Source organism: Bacillus sp. HU-1818 (assembly GCF_022695965.1).
Taxonomy (GTDB): Bacteria; Bacillota; Bacilli; order Bacillales; family Bacillaceae; genus Bacillus; species Bacillus atrophaeus.
The window spans coordinates 193,460-211,041 of sequence record NZ_JAAPBE010000004.1 but is presented as its reverse complement, the minus strand read 5'-3'; the positions used below and the strand labels follow the sequence as shown (position 1 = coordinate 211,041).

Annotated in this window: 16 protein-coding genes; 13 read left to right on the top strand and 3 right to left on the bottom strand. The window is 45.9% G+C overall.

Annotated elements, in window-relative coordinates; genetic code table 11:
* Window positions 1-41: 41 nt before the first annotated feature.
* On the top strand, window positions 42-1,790 hold the full coding sequence (locus tag GXP75_RS16130) for a right-handed parallel beta-helix repeat-containing protein (RefSeq protein WP_242557272.1): 1,749 nt from the start codon (window positions 42-44) through the stop codon (window positions 1,788-1,790).
* A 19-nt stretch (window positions 1,791-1,809) separates the two neighbouring features.
* Here GXP75_RS16130 and GXP75_RS16125 read toward each other — a convergent pair whose 3' ends face one another.
* The gene (locus tag GXP75_RS16125; RefSeq protein ID WP_061572388.1) at window positions 1,810-2,031 is read right to left on the bottom strand and encodes a YczF family membrane protein; all 222 of its coding nucleotides are present in this window, start codon (window positions 2,029-2,031) and stop codon (window positions 1,810-1,812) included.
* Window positions 2,032-2,156: 125 nt separating this feature from the next.
* On the opposite strand from GXP75_RS16125, the gene gerKA reads away from it, so the two are divergent.
* The 10 genes from gerKA (at window position 2,157) to GXP75_RS16075 (ending at window position 12,974) form a co-directional block, all read left to right on the top strand.
* Window positions 2,157-3,806, top strand: a complete 1,650-nt coding sequence (gene gerKA / locus GXP75_RS16120) for a spore germination protein GerKA (RefSeq protein WP_242557271.1) — start codon at window positions 2,157-2,159, stop codon at window positions 3,804-3,806.
* Window positions 3,796-5,019 (top strand): Ger(x)C family spore germination protein, encoded by a 1,224-nt coding sequence (locus tag GXP75_RS16115; RefSeq protein WP_214917335.1) that lies wholly within the window; start codon window positions 3,796-3,798, stop codon window positions 5,017-5,019. Before gerKA ends, GXP75_RS16115 begins: the two co-directional genes overlap by 11 nt.
* Window positions 5,020-5,044: 25 nt before the next feature.
* Window positions 5,045-6,154, top strand: a complete 1,110-nt coding sequence (locus tag GXP75_RS16110) for an endospore germination permease GerKB (RefSeq protein ID WP_242557270.1) — start codon at window positions 5,045-5,047, stop codon at window positions 6,152-6,154.
* A gap of 196 nt (window positions 6,155-6,350) precedes the next feature.
* On the top strand, window positions 6,351-7,676 hold the full coding sequence (locus GXP75_RS16105; RefSeq protein WP_242557269.1) for an LLM class flavin-dependent oxidoreductase: 1,326 nt from the start codon (window positions 6,351-6,353) through the stop codon (window positions 7,674-7,676).
* A gap of 14 nt (window positions 7,677-7,690) precedes the next feature.
* Window positions 7,691-8,188 (top strand): GNAT family N-acetyltransferase, encoded by a 498-nt coding sequence (locus tag GXP75_RS16100; protein WP_242557268.1) that lies wholly within the window; start codon window positions 7,691-7,693, stop codon window positions 8,186-8,188.
* A gap of 22 nt (window positions 8,189-8,210) precedes the next feature.
* Window positions 8,211-9,005: an amino acid ABC transporter substrate-binding protein gene (locus tag GXP75_RS16095; RefSeq protein WP_214917327.1), complete on the top strand. Its 795-nt coding sequence runs from the start codon at window positions 8,211-8,213 to the stop codon at window positions 9,003-9,005.
* A 22-nt stretch (window positions 9,006-9,027) separates the two neighbouring features.
* Window positions 9,028-9,702 (top strand): amino acid ABC transporter permease, encoded by a 675-nt coding sequence (locus GXP75_RS16090; RefSeq protein WP_061572381.1) that lies wholly within the window; start codon window positions 9,028-9,030, stop codon window positions 9,700-9,702.
* Between the two features lie 12 nt (window positions 9,703-9,714).
* Window positions 9,715-10,464 (top strand): amino acid ABC transporter ATP-binding protein, encoded by a 750-nt coding sequence (locus GXP75_RS16085; protein ID WP_061572380.1) that lies wholly within the window; start codon window positions 9,715-9,717, stop codon window positions 10,462-10,464.
* 15 nt (window positions 10,465-10,479) lie between these two features.
* Complete coding sequence (locus tag GXP75_RS16080; protein ID WP_242557267.1) at window positions 10,480-11,631, top strand: M20 peptidase aminoacylase family protein; 1,152 nt, start codon at window positions 10,480-10,482, stop codon at window positions 11,629-11,631.
* Window positions 11,628-12,974: an MmgE/PrpD family protein gene (locus GXP75_RS16075; RefSeq protein ID WP_242557266.1), complete on the top strand. Its 1,347-nt coding sequence runs from the start codon at window positions 11,628-11,630 to the stop codon at window positions 12,972-12,974. Before GXP75_RS16080 ends, GXP75_RS16075 begins: the two co-directional genes overlap by 4 nt.
* Window positions 12,975-13,079: 105 nt before the next feature.
* Here GXP75_RS16075 and GXP75_RS16070 read toward each other — a convergent pair whose 3' ends face one another.
* On the bottom strand, window positions 13,080-13,760 hold the full coding sequence (locus tag GXP75_RS16070; protein ID WP_242557265.1) for an ABC transporter ATP-binding protein: 681 nt from the start codon (window positions 13,758-13,760) through the stop codon (window positions 13,080-13,082).
* 17 nt (window positions 13,761-13,777) lie between these two features.
* Window positions 13,778-15,256, bottom strand: coding sequence for an ABC transporter permease (locus GXP75_RS16065; protein ID WP_242557264.1), 1,479 nt, complete (start codon window positions 15,254-15,256; stop codon window positions 13,778-13,780).
* A gap of 211 nt (window positions 15,257-15,467) precedes the next feature.
* Here GXP75_RS16065 and yclJ point away from each other — a divergent pair, with 211 nt between their 5' ends.
* Both yclJ and yclK read left to right on the top strand, forming a co-directional pair.
* The gene (gene yclJ / locus GXP75_RS16060) at window positions 15,468-16,154 is read left to right on the top strand and encodes a two-component system response regulator YclJ (RefSeq protein ID WP_242557263.1); all 687 of its coding nucleotides are present in this window, start codon (window positions 15,468-15,470) and stop codon (window positions 16,152-16,154) included.
* Window positions 16,141-17,556, top strand: coding sequence for a two-component system sensor histidine kinase YclK (gene yclK / locus GXP75_RS16055; RefSeq protein ID WP_242557262.1), 1,416 nt, complete (start codon window positions 16,141-16,143; stop codon window positions 17,554-17,556). Before yclJ ends, yclK begins: the two co-directional genes overlap by 14 nt.
* Window positions 17,557-17,582 lie beyond the last annotated feature (26 nt).

The following is a 17,582-nucleotide window of genomic DNA, read 5'->3' as shown; positions in this document are numbered from 1 at the left end:
TAAAATGAAATGAATAAACGAGATAGGGGGATGCTTTCATCATGGCTGAATTTGTATTGGATGTGACAGACTATGGCGTTTTAGGAGACGGTGAGACGGACTCGACCGAAATGATTAATCAATGTCTAACTGCCGCTTCTGAAAAGGGATACCATACTGTCTGGTTTCCAAAAGGCACGTATATGGTTGACGGAACCCTTGGAGGAGACTCGGATCAGGCCTTCCGAAACGCGGGTATACAAGTTCCTGACGACTTGGCCATCATAATGGACCCAGAGTGTGTGATAAAAGTGATACCGAATGATTCGTGGGGGTATTCCGCATTTTATGTCGGCAGAAAAAAGAATATAACTATTTCCGGCGGACAAATTATCGGAGATCGGGATGAGCATACGTATAAAAACGCAGGCATCAGACAGACCCATGAATGGGGCTTCGGTATATGTATAGAGGGCAGCTCGAACATTCTGGTCGACAATGTCAGCATTTCAGATTTTACAGGAGACGGGATTATCGTCAGTCCTCGAGGGTTAAAGACAAATCCTGATTACACCACGTCAGAAAATGTTACCATTCAGCGCTGTGAAATCAGACGGTCGCGGCGAAATAACATTTCGATTACAGGAGGTGAAACAGTCACTGTGCAAGACTGTATCATTGAGGATGCGGGAAAAGGAAATGGCATAGCGCCGAAATTCGGAATTGATATTGAGGGGTATGGCGAAGGAGATTTAGATTATGAGGAAGCGCTGAATATTACGATTCGCAACAACTTTTTTAATGGGAACGTTTCCAGTTCAGTATGCAATTTTAACGGCTATGGCGTCATTATAGAGGGCAATCAAGCCGACAATACAATCAGCTACGGCTACGGAACAGAGACTCTCATTTTAGGAAATATCATTAAGTCTGAGAACGGCATTATACAGAGTGTCGGAATTGCGGGACTGGGCGTATCACAAGGGAAAGACGGAAGCGATGCGGTTATTGAAAGCAATCTCATCACTGGATTCTCCACTGGAATTGATATCAGAGGCAAAAGTGTCCTTGCAGCCAATAACAAAATCAAAAACTTCGATAATACGGGAATATCCGTCTATCAGGCTTCGAACGTGTTAATCGAGGGAAACATCATTGAAAACGGAATATCCCAGACAAGGCGAAGCACAGGTTTCAGAGCAACGTTGTCGGACGATACGATATTTGCCAATAACAGCATTACTCAAGTCATTGACGGCATCAACATATCCGGCGGTGATATAACGGTTAAGCAGAACGTCCTGAAATCGTTCAGCAGAGGAATTTGGGTTACCCAAGGCAGCCTGGTTATTGAAGGAAATACGCTCGTTCCGAATGCTTTTGAAGGCTTTATGGAATCCTATGCCGTATCCATTACGAACAATGCCTCAGCTATTATCAAGAACAACACATTCCGAAGTTTTAAAAATTATCCGATTTACTGCGCCACAAACGCGAAAACCTCCATCATCGGCAACCACTTTGAGCAATCCCCCCTCCTCGTGACCATTTATATCAACTCCGGCACCCATGACATTATGGATAATACGATCACCGTAAACAGAACAGCGGGTACACCAATTGCTATATATTTGAACAGTTCTTCAGGCTCAACGATCTCCGGCAATACGATCCACAACCTGTCAGCAAACACGGCCTCTGCCATCCAAACGAACACATCCACAAATTCACGCATCATCGCCAACCGAATCATCAAAGGAACCATCGTGAGACACAGTACGGATATTTCAATAGGCAATATTGTCGTATAAGCATAATAAACGCCCCAGATCAGGGGTTGTTTTTTTTTAGTTTTCGTAACGAAATCGCCTCTTTCAGAAGGACTGAGAAAAAAATAAAAAATGTAACCCACTCTGCAAAGGTTGTCATTTTGATGGTGTTCAAATTATTTTGGATCGCTGCCATCAGGCTGAATCCCTGAACCATATCCATTAAAACCGATATCACGAGCATCAAACCGATTAAAAATGCCGTTACTGCGAAAATTTTCAAATGAGATCACGCTCCGTTTTTTATTTTAATTCTTTTACGCAAGGTTATTCAGATGCTTCATATGTATATTTTTTCAGATGTGCAGGAAAAATACGAAAAAATGTGAAGGAAAGGTATTTTACGACATGCCGCAATTTTTTAAACGAAAGCAAAAGAAAAATACCGATCAAGAAGAACCCGAAAAGAACGTGTCTGAGGCGAAAGAAAAGGCAGATCAACAAGACCGAAAAGACAGCTCAAAACACATCCATTGTGCTCTTTCGGAAAACCTTGCAGATATCACAGAAAAAACGGGCGGCAGTTCTGACGTGGTGATCCGGGAACTCGAAATCGGAGAAAAGGGAAGCGTACACATTGCCGTCATTTATATAGCCGGATTAGTTGATAATCAGTCAGTGAATGAATCCTTAATTGAAGCTTTAATCAGCAACAAATCTCTTCAAAAAGATGACACGATCGAGCAGGTGCTCAAACAAACGGTAGCGCTCGGGGGCGTCAAGCCGGAACAAACGTGGGACGGGCTTTTAACAGCGTTAATGCTGGGAAATACATTGATTTTCGCAGAAGGAGCCGACCGCGCGCTTATCGCAAGTACGGAGGGGGGAGAGCGGCGTTCTATCGAAGAGCCGGGTACTCAAGTTTCATTTCGGGGACCTCGTCAAGGTTTTACGGAATCCATTCAAACGAATATTTCCATGATTCGCAGATATATTAAAAACCCGAATGTCTGGGTGGAGAAAATGAAGATCGGCACCGTTACACATACAGAAATCGCCCTGATGTACATTAACGGCATCTGCGAAGACAAGACAATAAAAGAAGTGAAGCAGCGCCTGAAAAAAATTGATATCGACAGCATTTTAGAATCAGGATACATTGAACAGCTCATTGAGGATGAAACATATACCACGTTTCCGACTATCTATCATACAGAACGGCCTGATATTGTAGCGGGAAATTTATTAGAAGGCAGATTTGCGATTATCGTGGACGGAACGCCGTTTGTGCTCATTGCGCCGGCAGTTTTTATACAATTTTTTCAATCGGTTGAAGACTATTATTCGCGCTTTGATATTGCCACAAGCATCAGGCTTTTGAGGATATTAATCTTTTTCATTTCACTGGTTGCGCCGGCGATATATGTAGCGGCTACCACATTTCATCAAGAAATGATTCCGACCCAGCTTTTGATTGTGATTGCGGCGCAGCGGGAGGTTGTTCCGTTTCCGGCCGTGATTGAAGCGCTTACTATGGAAGTCGCCTTTGAAATTCTAAGAGAGGCGGGTGTCCGTCTGCCGCGGGTTGTGGGCTCCGCCGTTTCGATCGTCGGAGCGCTTGTCATTGGACAGGCTGCGGTTCAGGCGGGAATCGTATCACCCGCCATGGTAATCGTTGTGGCGATTACCGCGATTGCGAGTTTTGCCACACCGGCATTCGCCATGGCCATTTCGGCGCGTCTGATCCGCTTTACCTTTATCATTGCAGCCGCCACGTTTGGTTTTTACGGGTTGATCTTAGGCATTATTATGATGATTGTCCATCTGTGCAGCCTGCGTTCCTTTGGTGTTCCCTATATGTCACCTCTCGCCCCGTTTTCGTTTCAGGGGTTAAAAGATACATTCGTAAGGGTGCCGTGGTGGGCGGATAAAAAAAGGCCGGCGGTCATCGGCGGGAAAAATAAAGTTCGGGAAGCCGAACATCAGCGCCCTCAGCCGGATTCTTCCCGGGGAATGGTCAACAAAGATCTGAAAGATGGTGGACGTGATGATTCGTAAGCGGGTTTTAGCCGTATTGATGCTTGTTAGCATTGTATTCTTGCCGGGGTGCTGGGATAAACGGGAACTGACAGACCTTGCCCTCATATCAGCGATTGGGATTGATAAGAAAAATAACGGCAAATACGTGCTCCACTTTCAAATTATTAATCCGGGCAATGTAGCTGGAGGGCTTCAAGGCGGCGGGGCGGGAGACAGACCGCCTGTATCCGTTTATTCCGTAGCTGGTGATAATCTGACGGAAGCGATGAGAAGCGCATCTGTAAAGATATCAAGACGGCTGTATTTCTCTCACACAAATCTCGTGGTCATCAGTGAAAAGCTGGCTAGAGAAGAAGGGCTGAATGATGTATTTGATAGCCTGGAACGCGATACAGAGTTCAGGACAACGGCAACTGTCGTGATTGCTCATAAAACAAAAGCGGAAAATATCATTAAGGTTCTCACACCGATTGATAAAATCCCGTCCAATAAAGTGAACAAAACATTGGATTTTACAGAATCCCAATATGGAAAAAATATAAAAACAAACATACAGGATATCATAAAATGCCTTGTTGTCCCGACCAAATCACCCATTATAACCGGATTTACCATGAAGGGTGACAGTGAAAAGGGAAAAAGCTTGGAGAATACGCAGTCCACAGAATCGAAAGCCGTTCTTCAGGCAGACGGACTGGCCGTATTTAAACACGACGGCCGCTTACAATATTGGATTGAGGATAAGAACGGAATCGGAGTCATGTGGCTGCTGAACCGAATCAAACATACGTATATCAACGCCGATTGGAAACAGGTTGAAAATGCAATAAGCCTTCAAGTGAGCCGCCAAAAAACAAAGGTGTCCGCTTCTCTTCAAAATGGCCAGCCGCACATTCACGTCCATATCACAGTCGAAGGGACAGTGGACGCAGTCAAATATCCATTTCATTTATCAGATCCTAAAGTATTGGAGCAGCTAGAACGGATTCTCAGCAAACAGTTGAAAAGGGATATTGCCGGCACCGTCCAGATTATTAAAAAGAACAAAGTTGATATTGTCGGATTCGGTGATCCGATCTTTAGAAAATATCCTAAAGTGTGGAAAAAAATAGAACCGAAGTGGGAAGCTGAATATCTGCCCAATCTGCCGGTTGATATTAAAGTGGAAACATTTATCAGAAGAACTGGTTTGAGGAACAATCCTCTTCAAGATAAGCTTGACCGTGATTAAACGTGAAGAAAGGAGCTTTTGACCGATGGAGAAGGCCCGAATTACTGGAAGACAGCTGTTTGTCATGATTTTGATTTTTGAATTGGGCAGCTCATTATTAATTCCGCCGGGAACGACAGCCGGGCGGGATGCCTGGATTGCAGTTCTGCTTGGATGTGCCGTCGGTCTGCTCCTTTACTATGTGTATCAGGCTCTTTACCAATATTATCCGGATTGCTCGCCGAAAGAGTATATGAATGAACTTTTAGGAAACAAGATTAGCTGGCTTATTTCCCTGCTGTATATTTTATATTTTGCCTATATCGCGGCACGCGTGCTCCGGGACTTTGGTGAGATGCTGCTGACGTTTGCATATCCCGATACGCCGATTGTGGTGGTTAACGCTTTATTAATAGTCGTCAGTATATACGCAGTCAGAAAAGGGATTGAGGTAATAGCCAGAGCCGGAGAGCTTCTTTTTGGTGTGATGTATTTATTAGCAGCGGTCGGATTGATCCTGATTATCTGCTCCGGCAAGATTGATCTTTCCAATTTGAAGCCCATTCTGGCGGATGGGATTTCGCCTGTCATTCATTCCGTTTTCACGCAGACTCTGTATGTTCCGTTTGGTGAAATGATCGTATTTGTCATGATACTTCCTTATTTAAATAACCAGAGATACGCAAAAAAGACAGGGCTTTGGGCAATAGGGATCAGCGGGCTGATTTTAGCTTTGTCCATTGCAATTACAATGAGTGTGCTGGATGTGAATCTCACCCTGCGTTCTCAATTTCCGCTTCTTACCACCATTCAGACGATTAAAATCGAAGAGTTCTTAGATCGTCTGGATGTCTTTTTTATGCTGGCGCTTGTAATAGGAGGTTTTTTCAAGGTCAGCCTTTACCTGTATGCTGTCGTTATGGGGATTTCAACCTTGTTTAAGGAAAAGAACCCATCTCAATTGGCCTATCCGGTCGGTCTTGGCATTTTAATTTTATCCATTACAATCGCAAGCAGTTTTTCAGAGCATATGAGCGAAGGGCTGAAAATTGTTCCGATCACCGTCCATTTGCCGTTTCAAGTCATTTTCCCCGTTGTGCTCCTGCTTATCGCTTTCTTGAAAAGACGGATAAAAGGAAAAAAGAAACCCCATTAACAAGAAACAGTTGATCCCGTCTGCCTTTCGGGCTTTTTTGTGCTGAAAAAGAAAAATAATTCTGCTCAACTAATTGACAAACTTACGAGACAATTGTACATTTTGATTTATTCATATTAAAAAGCTAGGAAATGTAGGTTTAAGCTGTCGGAATATTCAGCTTGGCCAAAAAATAGATAAAAGGAGAAAACACACCATGGCAAGCAAAAAACGTGAAATCAAATTGGGGGTTTTCCTTGCGGGTACGGGGCATCATGTTGCATCTTGGAGACATCCGAAGGCTCCTGCGGACGCAAGCATGAATTTGGATTACTTTAAAGAACTTGCAAAAACTGCGGAGCGGGGCAAGCTGGATATGCTGTTTTTGGCCGATAGCTTATCAATAGACAGCAAGTCGCATCCGAATGTCTTAACAAGGTTTGAGCCTTTTACGCTGCTCTCTGCACTGGCACAGGTTACTTCCAAGATCGGACTTGCAGCTACGGCTTCCACGACATACAGTGAACCGTTTCATATTGCGAGACAGTTCGCCTCTTTGGATCATCTGTCGAACGGGCGGGCCGGCTGGAACGTTGTGACCTCATCTATTGAATCAACAGCGCTGAACTTCAGCGGGGAACAGCACCTTGAACACCATCTTCGTTATCAGCGGGCCGAGGAATTTGTTGATGTGGTAAAAGGGCTGTGGGATTCATGGGAAGAGGATGCCTTCATTCGAAATAAGGAATCGGGAGAGTTTTTCGAGAAGGAAAAAATGCATGAGCTTAATCATAAAGGAGAGTATTTCTCAGTTCGCGGGCCTTTAAACATCGCGAGAACGCCGCAGGGCCAGCCGGTTATTATTCAGGCAGGTTCATCAGGAGATGGAAAAGCGCTGGCCGCTAAAACGGCGGAAGTGATTTTCACGGCGCAAAACCATTTGGAATCCGCTCAAGAATTTTATACATCTATTAAAGAACAGGCTGCCGAATTCGGCCGTGATCCTGAAAAAATAGCGATCATGCCGGGGATTTTTCCGATCATTGCCGATACAGAAGAAGAGGCGCAGGCGAAATATCAAGAGCTTCAGGATTTAATCATTCCGTCAGTCGGTTTGCAAATCCTTCAAAATTATTTAGGCGGCATCGACTTGTCCGCATATCCGCTTGACGGGCCTCTGCCTGAATTGGACGCAGAAGCTTCAAACGCGGTGAAAAGCCGTTTCAAACTTGTTCAGGATATGGCTAAGCGCGATAACATGACCATTCGCGAGCTTTACAAATACGTGGCAGGTTCCCGAGGCCATCACATCTTTGTCGGCACGCCGGAGCAGCTTGCAGATAAGATGGAGGAATGGGTCGAAAAACAGGCCTGTGACGGCTTCAATATCATGCCGCCGCTCCTTCCGGAAGGGATCGAACTATTCGTGGACAAGGTGATTCCGATCTTGCAGGAACGCGGCGTGTTTAGAAAAGAATACGAAGGTACGACATTAAGAGAACATTTCGGTTTGGAAAAACCGGTTAACCGTTATACAAAATAAAGGAGGAACGTGCGATGCAGGGACAATACCGGCTGGCGAAAGACAGTGATGCCGAAGAACTTCTCGCTCTGACATGGCGGGCCTATGAACCGGTTCGCAAGCTCGGCATCAACTTTGCCGCCGCACATGCAGACCTGGAGCTTGTATTGAACAATATCCGGAAAAACGCATGTTATGTAATGGAAGACGATGGACGGATTATCGCTACGATTTCCTTGCGGATGCCGTGGGGACAGCAGCCGGGACCGTACGGAGTGCCTCACATCTGGTGGTTTGCAGTAGATCCGGATACCGGCAAAAAAGGCGTAGGCTCAGAGCTTTTGCAATGGGTCGAGCAGACCGTGCTGCGCGATACCTTAAAGGTTCCGTTCGTATCGCTCGGAACAGCGGATAAACATCCGTGGCTGATTGACATGTATGAAAGAAAAGGCTACGTCCGCGCCGGGGAACGAGATCTCGGCAAAGGACACATCACGATTTATATGAAAAAAGAACTGCGGACTGATATATAAAACAAAAAGGCGGGAAAATAACATGAAAATGAAAAAATGGACTTTGCTGTTCGTTGCTGCGCTATTAGCTGTATTGTCAGCATGCGGTAACGGAAACAGCGGTGATAATAAGGATGACAAGGTACTTCATGTCGGCGCGACCGGACAAAGCTATCCGTTCGCCTATAAAGATGACGGCAAGCTGACCGGTTTTGATGTGGAAGTCATGGAAGCCGTAGCAAAAAAACTCGATATGAAACTTGACTGGAAACTGCTTGAATTCAGCGGGCTGATGGGAGAGCTTCAAACAGGTAAGCTTGACACGATTTCAAACCAGGTTGCCGTAACAGACGAACGCAAGGAAGTATACAACTTTACAGAACCGTATTCCTACGCGGGGACACAGATTGTCGTAAAAGATGATAACAAGGATATTAAGTCAGTAGACGACTTAAAAGGAAAGACAGTTGCGGCCGTTCTCGGTTCGAACCATGCGAAAAACCTTGAAAGCAAAGATCCTGATAAAAAAATCAATATCAAAACATACGAAACACAAGAAGGTACGCTGAAAGACGTGGCTTACGGACGTGTGGACGCTTACGTCAACAGCCGGAGTGTGCTTCTCGCACAAATAAAGAAAACAGGTCTGCCTCTGAAGCTTGCCGGAGACCCGATTGTCTACGAGCAAGTCGCATTCCCGTTCGCAAAGGATGACGCGCACGATAAGATCCGCAAAAAAGTAAATAAAGCATTGGATGAACTCCGTGAAGACGGAACCCTTAAAAAGCTTTCAGAAAAGTATTTTAAAGAAGACATCACAACAGAAAAGAAGCAATAAGAAACGGCGGTGAACCACCAGAATGAATACGATCGATTGGGGATTCATGATTTCGGCATTCCCGACATTAATTGGAGCCCTTCCGATCACCCTTTTCATGGCTGTAGCGGCCATGATTTTTGCGGTCATCGGAGGACTTGTTCTCGCACTTATTACCAAAAACCATATTCCCGTGCTTCATCAGCTGTCAAAAGTCTATATTTCATTTTTCCGGGGTGTGCCGACGCTGGTGCAGCTTTTCTTAATTTACTACGGACTGCCGCAGCTGTTCCCGGAGATGAGCAAAATGACTGCCTTAACGGCTGCCATCATCGGTTTAAGCTTAAAGAACGCTGCCTATTTAGCGGAGATCTTCCGCGCCGCACTGAACTCGGTGGATGAAGGGCAGCTGGAAGCGTGTCTGTCTGTCGGCATGACGAAGCTTCAGGCATACAGGCGGATCATTCTCCCGCAAGCTGTCAGAAACGCGATTCCGGCAACGGGAAACACGTTTATCGGCCTTTTGAAAGAAACATCATTGGCATTTACATTAGGCGTTATGGAGATGTTCGCGCAAGGGAAGATGTACGCTTCAGGCAATTTGAAATACTTCGAAACCTACTTGGCGGTTGCGGTTGTGTACTGGATTCTCACAATTATATACAGCGTCTTGCAGGACCTGTTTGAACGCGCTATCAGCAAGCCATACCGAACCTAGGGGTGAAATCAGTTGATACAAGTCAAAAATATTCGCAAAGCCTTTAAAGATCTCGTCGTGCTGGACGGGATCGACCTTGAAGTGAAACGCGGGGAAGTCGTGGCGATCATCGGCCCGTCCGGTTCCGGCAAATCAACGCTTCTCCGCTGCCTGAATCTATTGGAACGCCCTGATCAAGGCTTGATTGAAATTGGAGAAGCCAAGCTGAACGCTGAAAAATATACACGTAAAGAAGCGCATCAGCTTCGCCAGCAGACAGCCATGGTTTTCCAAAATTACAATCTGTTCAAAAATAAAACAGCACTGCAAAACATTACAGAAGCGCTGATCGTCTCGCAAAAGAAATCGCGGGAAGAAGCAAACCGCATTGGTATGGATATCTTAAAACAGGTCGGCTTGGAGCATAAGGCGAACAGCTATCCGATTACGATGTCCGGCGGGCAGCAGCAGCGGATCGGCATCGCGCGGGCGCTCGCCGTTAACCCGCACGCGATTTTGCTCGATGAGCCGACCTCCGCGCTTGATCCGGAGCTTGTAGCGGGTGTGCTGCAAGTGATTCAATCCATTGCGGAAAAACAAACAACGATGATCATCGTTACTCATGAAATGGCGTTTGCCAGAGAAGTCGCTGATAAGGTAATTTTTATGGCGGACGGCCATATTATCGAGCAGGGAACCCCGGAAGAACTGTTTGACCATCCGAAAAGCGAACGGACGAAAAAGTTTATCAAACAGGTGGGAGAGCCTGCCGAACTTATATAGAAGGGAAGAAGAACAATGGCCGAAGAGTATAATGAGGAGTTAAACAAACGTTTAATTAATATGCGCCGTGACCTTCATGAACACCCTGAACTGTCGTTTGAAGAATTTGAAACGACGAAAAAAATCCGCCGCTGGCTTGAAGAAGAGAACATCGAGATTCTTGACGTTCCTCAGCTTGAAACAGGCGTGATTGCGGAAATCAAAGGGCATGCGGACGGTCCCGTTATTGCGGTGAGAGCGGATATTGACGCGCTTCCGATTCATGAACAAACGAACCTGCCGTTTGCCTCTAAAACTGACGGAACAATGCACGCATGCGGACACGATTTTCATACAGCCTCCATTATCGGCACAGCGATTTTGCTGAACAAAAGAAAGGACGAGCTGAAAGGAACAGTCCGCTTCATCTTTCAGCCCGCTGAAGAAATTGCCGCCGGAGCGAGAAAAGTGATAGAAGCAGGGGTGTTGGACGGCGTCTCTGCTATTTTCGGCATGCATAATAAACCGGATCTGCCGGTCGGCACCATCGGTCTGAAAGAAGGTCCGCTGATGGCAAGCGTTGATCGCTTTGAGTTAGTCATTAAAGGCAAAGGCGGACACGCCGGTATTCCAAATAACAGCATTGATCCGATTGCCGCGGCAGGCCAAATCGTCAGCGGCCTGCAATCTGTCGTCAGCCGTAATATCAGTTCATTGCAAAATGCGGTCGTCAGCATCACGAGAATACAGGGTGGCAGCTCATGGAACGTCATTCCAGACCAAGCAGAAATGGAAGGAACGGTTCGAACCTTTCAAAAAGAAGCAAGAGAAGCCGTTCCGGAACATATGAAACGGATCGCTGAAGGAATTGCGGCCGGATACGGAGCACAGGCGGAATTTCGCTGGTTCCCGTATTTGCCGTCCGTGATGAATGACGGTCAATTCTTGAATGCCGCTTCAGAAGCCGCAGCCCGTCTCGGCTATCAGACTGTTCCCGCTGAACAGTCGCCAGGCGGTGAAGACTTCGCTCTTTATCAAGAAAAAATTCCAGGCTTTTTCGTTTGGATGGGAACAAACGGAACAGAAGAATGGCATCATCCGGCGTTCACATTGGATGAAGAAGCATTGCAGGTGGCAGCCCGCTATTTTGCTGAGCTCGCCGTTACTGTCCTGGAGTCGATCGAATGAACATACAAGAACTGACGGCAGGCCTTGCTCAGTCTGTGAGATCATCACGTCCTGAAGCCTCCGTTGAAGCGATGCGTGAAGCAAAGAAGGGGCTGCTTGATTTTACAGCGGCTTCTTTTGCAGGGAGAAATGACAGCGGCGTTGACAAACTGTTGAACTTGATCGAGGGAGAAGGCGGCGAGCCAATTGCCCCTCTTATCGGACAAGGAAAAAAGGCATCACCTTCGCAGTCGGCGCTGCTGAATGGATTTATCGCCCACGCGCTTGATTTTGATGATGTCCATTCTGATGTCAGAGGGCATCCGAGCGCCGTTATTCTTCCGGCGCTCATTGCTTCTGCCGCCGCCAGCCGAGATGGCGGGCGGTTTCTTGGCGCTTATATTGTCGGCGTAGAAGTGATGGCAAGGCTGGGTGAGTCGATTGGCAGACGCCATTATGAAAAAGGCTGGCACAACACAGGGACGCTTGGAGCGATAGCGGCTGCCTGTGCGATCGGTTATGCAGAAGAGCTGTCCCAGGAAGAGATGGAAAGAGCAATCGGCTTTGCCGCTGCGCAAGCCGGCGGAATGAGAGTTCAATTCGGCACAGAAATGAAACCGCTGCACGCCGGATTGGCGGCTCAATCCGCCTTATTTGCCGTCAAACTGGCGCAAACCGGCTTTGGCGGCTCACACACAGCACTGGATGGAGATAAAGGGTTTTTCAGCCTCTACGGTGATCCGGAAAAGGCGGAATCCACATTTTTAAGCAATTGGGGAGCACCTTGGAGAATCGTTCAGCCAGGCCTCTGGTTTAAAATTTATCCGTTCTGCTCCGCCGCTCATCACGCCGCAGACGCCATCCGCAAGCTGGTGGTTCAGCATGGGATATCTGCTGACAAGACAGACCGGATCGAAGTAGTCTATCCTCCGGGCGGAGACGCCGCATTGACGGAAAGACAGCCGAAAACAGGAGAGGAAGGACGTTTCAGTGTGGAATACGTCATCGCCCTTGCTTTGCACGGCCGGGAGCTGACGGCGGCCGGGCATTTTAACAATGAGACGATACCACAGAACATTCAAGCCTATCTGTCGCGTATTCAGCGTGTTTATGACGCTGAGATTCAGCCAGACCCGCAAGCCGTTCCAAAGGGCCGCTTCACCATCGTACGCGTTTTTCTGTCAGACGGACGTGTTTACGAAGCCCGCGTCAATTGTCCCAAGGGTGCGCCGGGAAACGGACTGTCTGAGGAAGACATAAAAGAGAAGCTGCAACTTGCGCTTCAAGGAAACGAACGAAAAGCGGCAAGTTTGATCACTGCCATTGAGCAGGCCGACATTCAAAGCTATTTATCGCATATATAAATAAAAAGAGCGGGGGGATGCAGCCACCGCTCTTTTTACGTTCACTTCTATATAAAAGGGGGATATAGGCTGCGCCCCTGTCTGCACTGGCAGAGGCGCAAGTTGTTAAACCGCTGCGCTGTTTTCCTTCAACGTAAAGCTTCCTCTAGAAAGTCTGATGTTGATATCAGACACTTTTGCGATTTGTTCATCATGCGTCACCATGATTACACATTTATCGTCTTTGTGCGCCAAGTCTTGGAAGAGACGGACGATTTCTTTTGAGGTATCCTCATCAAGGTTCCCCGTCGGTTCATCGGCTACAATCAAGTCTGTGTCACAGCAGAACGCTCTAGTGATCGAAACGCGCTGCTGCTGTCCGCCGCTTAAAGTTAACACCTTTTGACGTGCCTGTTTTTCGCTGATGCCGACCTTTTCCAGCATGTCCAGCGCGTACGCTCCTTTATTCGTCTCTTTCGAACCCGTAATTTCCATCGCTGTTGTCACATTCTGAACAGCGGTCATATAGGGAAGCAGATTGTATGCCTGAAAAACGATGGATACATATTTGTTTCTGAAATTCGTTAAGCCGATTTTGGAAACATCCTTTCCTTCGTAAAGGATGCTTCCTTCTTTCGGGACGTCAAGTCCGCCCGCCAGAGACAGGAAAGTTGTTTTTCCTGATCCGGACGTACCGACGATTGTATAGAATTTCCCTTTTTCGAAATTGATATTGATATCCTGAAATAGGGACTGGCTTTTGTCTTTGTACCAGTAGCCGACTTGTTGAAATTCTAATAAGCTCATGTGTATTCGCCTCTTTCTTATTCCTGTTTTGTCAGTATAGTCTTAGGATGAAGCCGCAGTACTGAGATAGACGGCAATAATGTTGCGATGACCGCGATCAATATGCCGATGCTGCCGAGAAGCAATAAATCGTTCATAGAGACTGCGACATTCAATGAGTCAATCACATCAGCGCTTGATGAGCTCTGGCCGAACATGCCGCCTCCGCCCATACCGCCGCCAGGCATGTGACCTCCGCCTTGGCTGCTGCTTGCTGTTTGTGCCGTATCAGTTGATGAACTGATTTGCTGCGATAAGAGCTGATTTCCGAGCTGATTTGCAATCAGGTTGCCTGTCACTGAAGCAATGCCAATCGCAATAACAGCAACGATCAGAACCTCCGTCAGGAATTGCCCGATAAGCTTCCAGCGTTTTTCGCCGATTGCCATTAAAACGCCCATTTCATATGTGCGCTCTCTGATAGAAATCATGACAATCAGACCGAGAATTACCGCGCCTGCAACTGATACAAGATACACGACATGTTTAGAGAAAGAAGCTACGTTTTCAATCGGGCCGACCATTTGCTGGTACAGCTGATCATTTGTTTCAAGTGTATACGTATCAAAATCGATAGACGTCTTTTTCGATGCTTTAACAAAAGCATTAATATTTTCAGCATCGTCCATATAATAAACAGCTGAATCAATTTTGTTTTGATAATCGTCACTCTTCAAAGCGGCAGTTGCCGTATAAGGCGTATAGATTTTATTGTAAGGATTTAAGAAAGAGAAATTCTGGGCTTGGCCATCTCCGGAAGATGTCGTTTTATAAATGCCGACAATCTCCAGCTTAACGGTTGTATCTTCATCTGTTGCTGATTCAACCGTGATGGAATCACCGACGCTTAAGTTATTTTCTTCCGCAAGCGTTTCATTAATGACCGCGACTTTTTTGCCGACATCTGATTTTGTAATCGAGCGTCCGTCTGTAATTTTTGAATCTCCGTCTGAGAATTCATCTACTAATGAAGTGCTGACTACACCTTCAATCGAAAGATCAGCTGAAGTCATCTGCGGCCCGCCTTGTCCGCCGCCTTGGTTATTTTTCGAATCTGAATTTGAATTTGAGTTATCAGAGCTGGAGCTGGAATCACTTGAGCTTTCAATCGCATCGAAGTTTCCGGCGTTGGCTGAAGCTGACGTGATAAAGTTATAACTCTTCACGTGATCGAGGCTTGTCAGCTTTTTCGCATCAGATACCGAAATCGGCGTTGATTCAAAACTTCGTTTCTCTCCGTCATCTTTTTGCTGTTCCATTTGCTTTTGGCGGTCAACTTGCAGTGTCACGCTTCCGCCCAGCTCCTGTCTTGCTAATTCGCTTGATTTTTGCGCTGCCGACTGGATGGTAAGACCCGACAGAACGAAAATGCATATGACTGTAAAAACAAATAACTGCAACAATGTTTTCCCTTTTTTGGCCTTCATGCTCCAAAAGGCCCGTTTGATAAAGTTCATTTATGTTCCTCCGTATTGGTAAGTTTATCTCTGTAAGACCGTCCGAAGCAGGTCCGTTTGTTGATAAATTTATAGTAGTTCAAAGGTATGAAAAAAGTATGAACAATCTATTTCTAGTTGATTAAATAAAAACTAACAATTGTGAAACCCAAAACCCTCTGTGTAAAATGGTGCTATTATAAAAAAAGCGTCAAAACAATCGGAGGAAACAATGAAAATATTAATGATAGAAGATAACGTTAGTGTTTGTACGATGACTGAGATGTTCTTTTTTAAGGAAGGCTTTGAAGCGGAATTTGTTCATGACGGATTAGAAGGATACCAGCGTTTTACGGAAGAGGAATGGGATCTGGTCATTCTTGATATCATGCTTCCGTCTATGGACGGCGTGACCATTTGCAGAAAAATAAGAGAAACGAGCAGTGTTCCGATTATTATGCTGACCGCAAAAGATACCGAGTCTGATCAGGTGATCGGTTTTGAGATGGGGGCCGATGATTATGTCACAAAGCCATTCAGCCCATTAACCTTGGTTGCGCGCATTAAAGCCGTGATCAGGAGATACCAGGCAACCGGAAGTGCAATTAAAAATGACAACGATATGATTGAAACGGCTTGCTTTACCATTAATAAGAAGACAAGAGAAGTATTTCTAAACGGACAGCCTGTTGAAAACCTCACGCCAAAGGAATTTGATTTGCTTTATTATCTTGTGCAAAATCCGCGGCAGGTGTTTTCAAGGGAACAATTGCTGGAGCAGGTATGGGGATACCAGTTCTACGGAGATGAGCGTACCGTTGATGTTCATATTAAAAGGCTGCGGAAGAAGCTTGCCAGCGAGGACAAGTCTTTTCTATACACGGTATGGGGGGTAGGCTATAAATTTGATGAGGATTAAATACTTATATCAGCTGCTGCTGAGCCATATCAGCATTTTGATTTTAGCATTTGTCATTATTATTTCTCTGTTTTCCCACTTTGTGAAGGAGTTTGCCTATCAAAGCAAAGTGGAGGAGCTTACGTCTTACGCCAGCCAAATCGCGACGGAGTTTCAAGACGGGCAGCATGTGGACTTGCGGCGCTTGTATCCGTACCAGGATATATTAAAAACAAGAAAAACACAGTTCATTATCTTTGATGAAAAGCAGCAGCCTTATTTCTTGCCTGAAGGCTTTCACCCGAGGGAAAAGCTGAAGAATACGGAGTGGACGAAGCTGAAAAAAGGGCAGACGGTGATGGTCAGAACGGATGGCCGTTTTAATGAAGAAGTTTCACTTGTTGCTCAGCCTATTTTTATCAACAGCGAGTTTAAAGGTGCAGTGCTGCTGATTTCTCCGATCAGCGGAGTTGAGCAAATGATCAATCAGGTCAACCGATACATGTTTTATGCCATTATCAGCACGCTTGTCATTACGATTCTGGTCAGCTGGCTGCTGTCAAAATTCCATGTCAAACGGATTCAAAAGCTGCGGGATGCAACGGATAAAGTGGCTTCCGGAGACTATGACATCCATCTTGAAAACAAACATCAGGATGAAATCGGAATTCTGGCGTCTGATTTTAATATCATGGCAAAAAAATTAAAGCAATCAAGAGATGAAATCGACCGTCTGGAGAAACGGAGACGGCAGTTTATCGCCGATGTCTCGCATGAGTTAAGAACGCCGCTCACGACCATCAACGGCTTGGTCGAAGGGCTGAACAGCAATACAATTCCTGAAGAGAACAAAGATAAATGCTTCTCGCTTATCAGTGAGGAAACGAAGCGCATGCTGCGGCTCGTGAAAGAAAACCTGGATTACGAAAAAATCAGATCACAGCAAATCACCCTGAACAAGCTGGATGTTCCGCTTATCGAGGTGTTTGAAATTATCAAAGAGCACCTAGAACAGCAGGCTGAAGAAAAACAAAACAAGCTGATGATTCAGGTTGAGGATAACATTATCGTTCATGCGGATTATGACCGTTTGATTCAAATTCTCGCCAATATCACGAAAAACAGCATCCAATTTACGCAAAACGGGGAAATTTGGCTGCGGGGATCAGCGGGATATAAAGAAACCATTATCGAAATTGAAGATACCGGAATCGGCATTTCGAAAAAGGATATCGAGCATATTTGGGAGCGGTTCTACAAAGCGGATATTTCCAGAACCAACACAGCGTACGGCGAATACGGCCTCGGCCTGTCCATCGTCAAACAGCTCGTTGAAATGCATCAAGGCACAGTGGAAATCGAGAGTGAAAAAGGAAAAGGGACAAAATTCACTATTCGTCTACCGCTGAATACGAAACAGTAATAAAAACGGCAGGCTTCCATGCTGCC

Bases quoted from the DNA above. Each gene is read 5' to 3' on its own strand.
- GXP75_RS16130 (WP_242557272.1), top strand. From the start codon at position 42: ATGGCTGAATTTGTATTGGATGTGACAGACTATGGCGTTTTAGGAGAC.
- gerKA (WP_242557271.1), top strand. From the start codon at position 2,157: ATGCCGCAATTTTTTAAACGAAAGCAAAAGAAAAATACCGATCAAGAA.
- GXP75_RS16115 (WP_214917335.1), top strand. From the start codon at position 3,796: ATGATTCGTAAGCGGGTTTTAGCCGTATTGATGCTTGTTAGCATTGTA.
- GXP75_RS16110 (WP_242557270.1), top strand. From the start codon at position 5,045: ATGGAGAAGGCCCGAATTACTGGAAGACAGCTGTTTGTCATGATTTTG.
- GXP75_RS16105 (WP_242557269.1), top strand. From the start codon at position 6,351: ATGGCAAGCAAAAAACGTGAAATCAAATTGGGGGTTTTCCTTGCGGGT.
- GXP75_RS16100 (WP_242557268.1), top strand. From the start codon at position 7,691: ATGCAGGGACAATACCGGCTGGCGAAAGACAGTGATGCCGAAGAACTT.
- GXP75_RS16095 (WP_214917327.1), top strand. From the start codon at position 8,211: ATGAAAATGAAAAAATGGACTTTGCTGTTCGTTGCTGCGCTATTAGCT.
- GXP75_RS16090 (WP_061572381.1), top strand. From the start codon at position 9,028: ATGAATACGATCGATTGGGGATTCATGATTTCGGCATTCCCGACATTA.
- GXP75_RS16080 (WP_242557267.1), top strand. From the start codon at position 10,480: ATGGCCGAAGAGTATAATGAGGAGTTAAACAAACGTTTAATTAATATG.
- GXP75_RS16075 (WP_242557266.1), top strand. From the start codon at position 11,628: ATGAACATACAAGAACTGACGGCAGGCCTTGCTCAGTCTGTGAGATCA.
- GXP75_RS16070 (WP_242557265.1), bottom strand. From the start codon at position 13,760: ATGAGCTTATTAGAATTTCAACAAGTCGGCTACTGGTACAAAGACAAA.
- GXP75_RS16065 (WP_242557264.1), bottom strand. From the start codon at position 15,256: ATGAACTTTATCAAACGGGCCTTTTGGAGCATGAAGGCCAAAAAAGGG.
- yclJ (WP_242557263.1), top strand. From the start codon at position 15,468: ATGAAAATATTAATGATAGAAGATAACGTTAGTGTTTGTACGATGACT.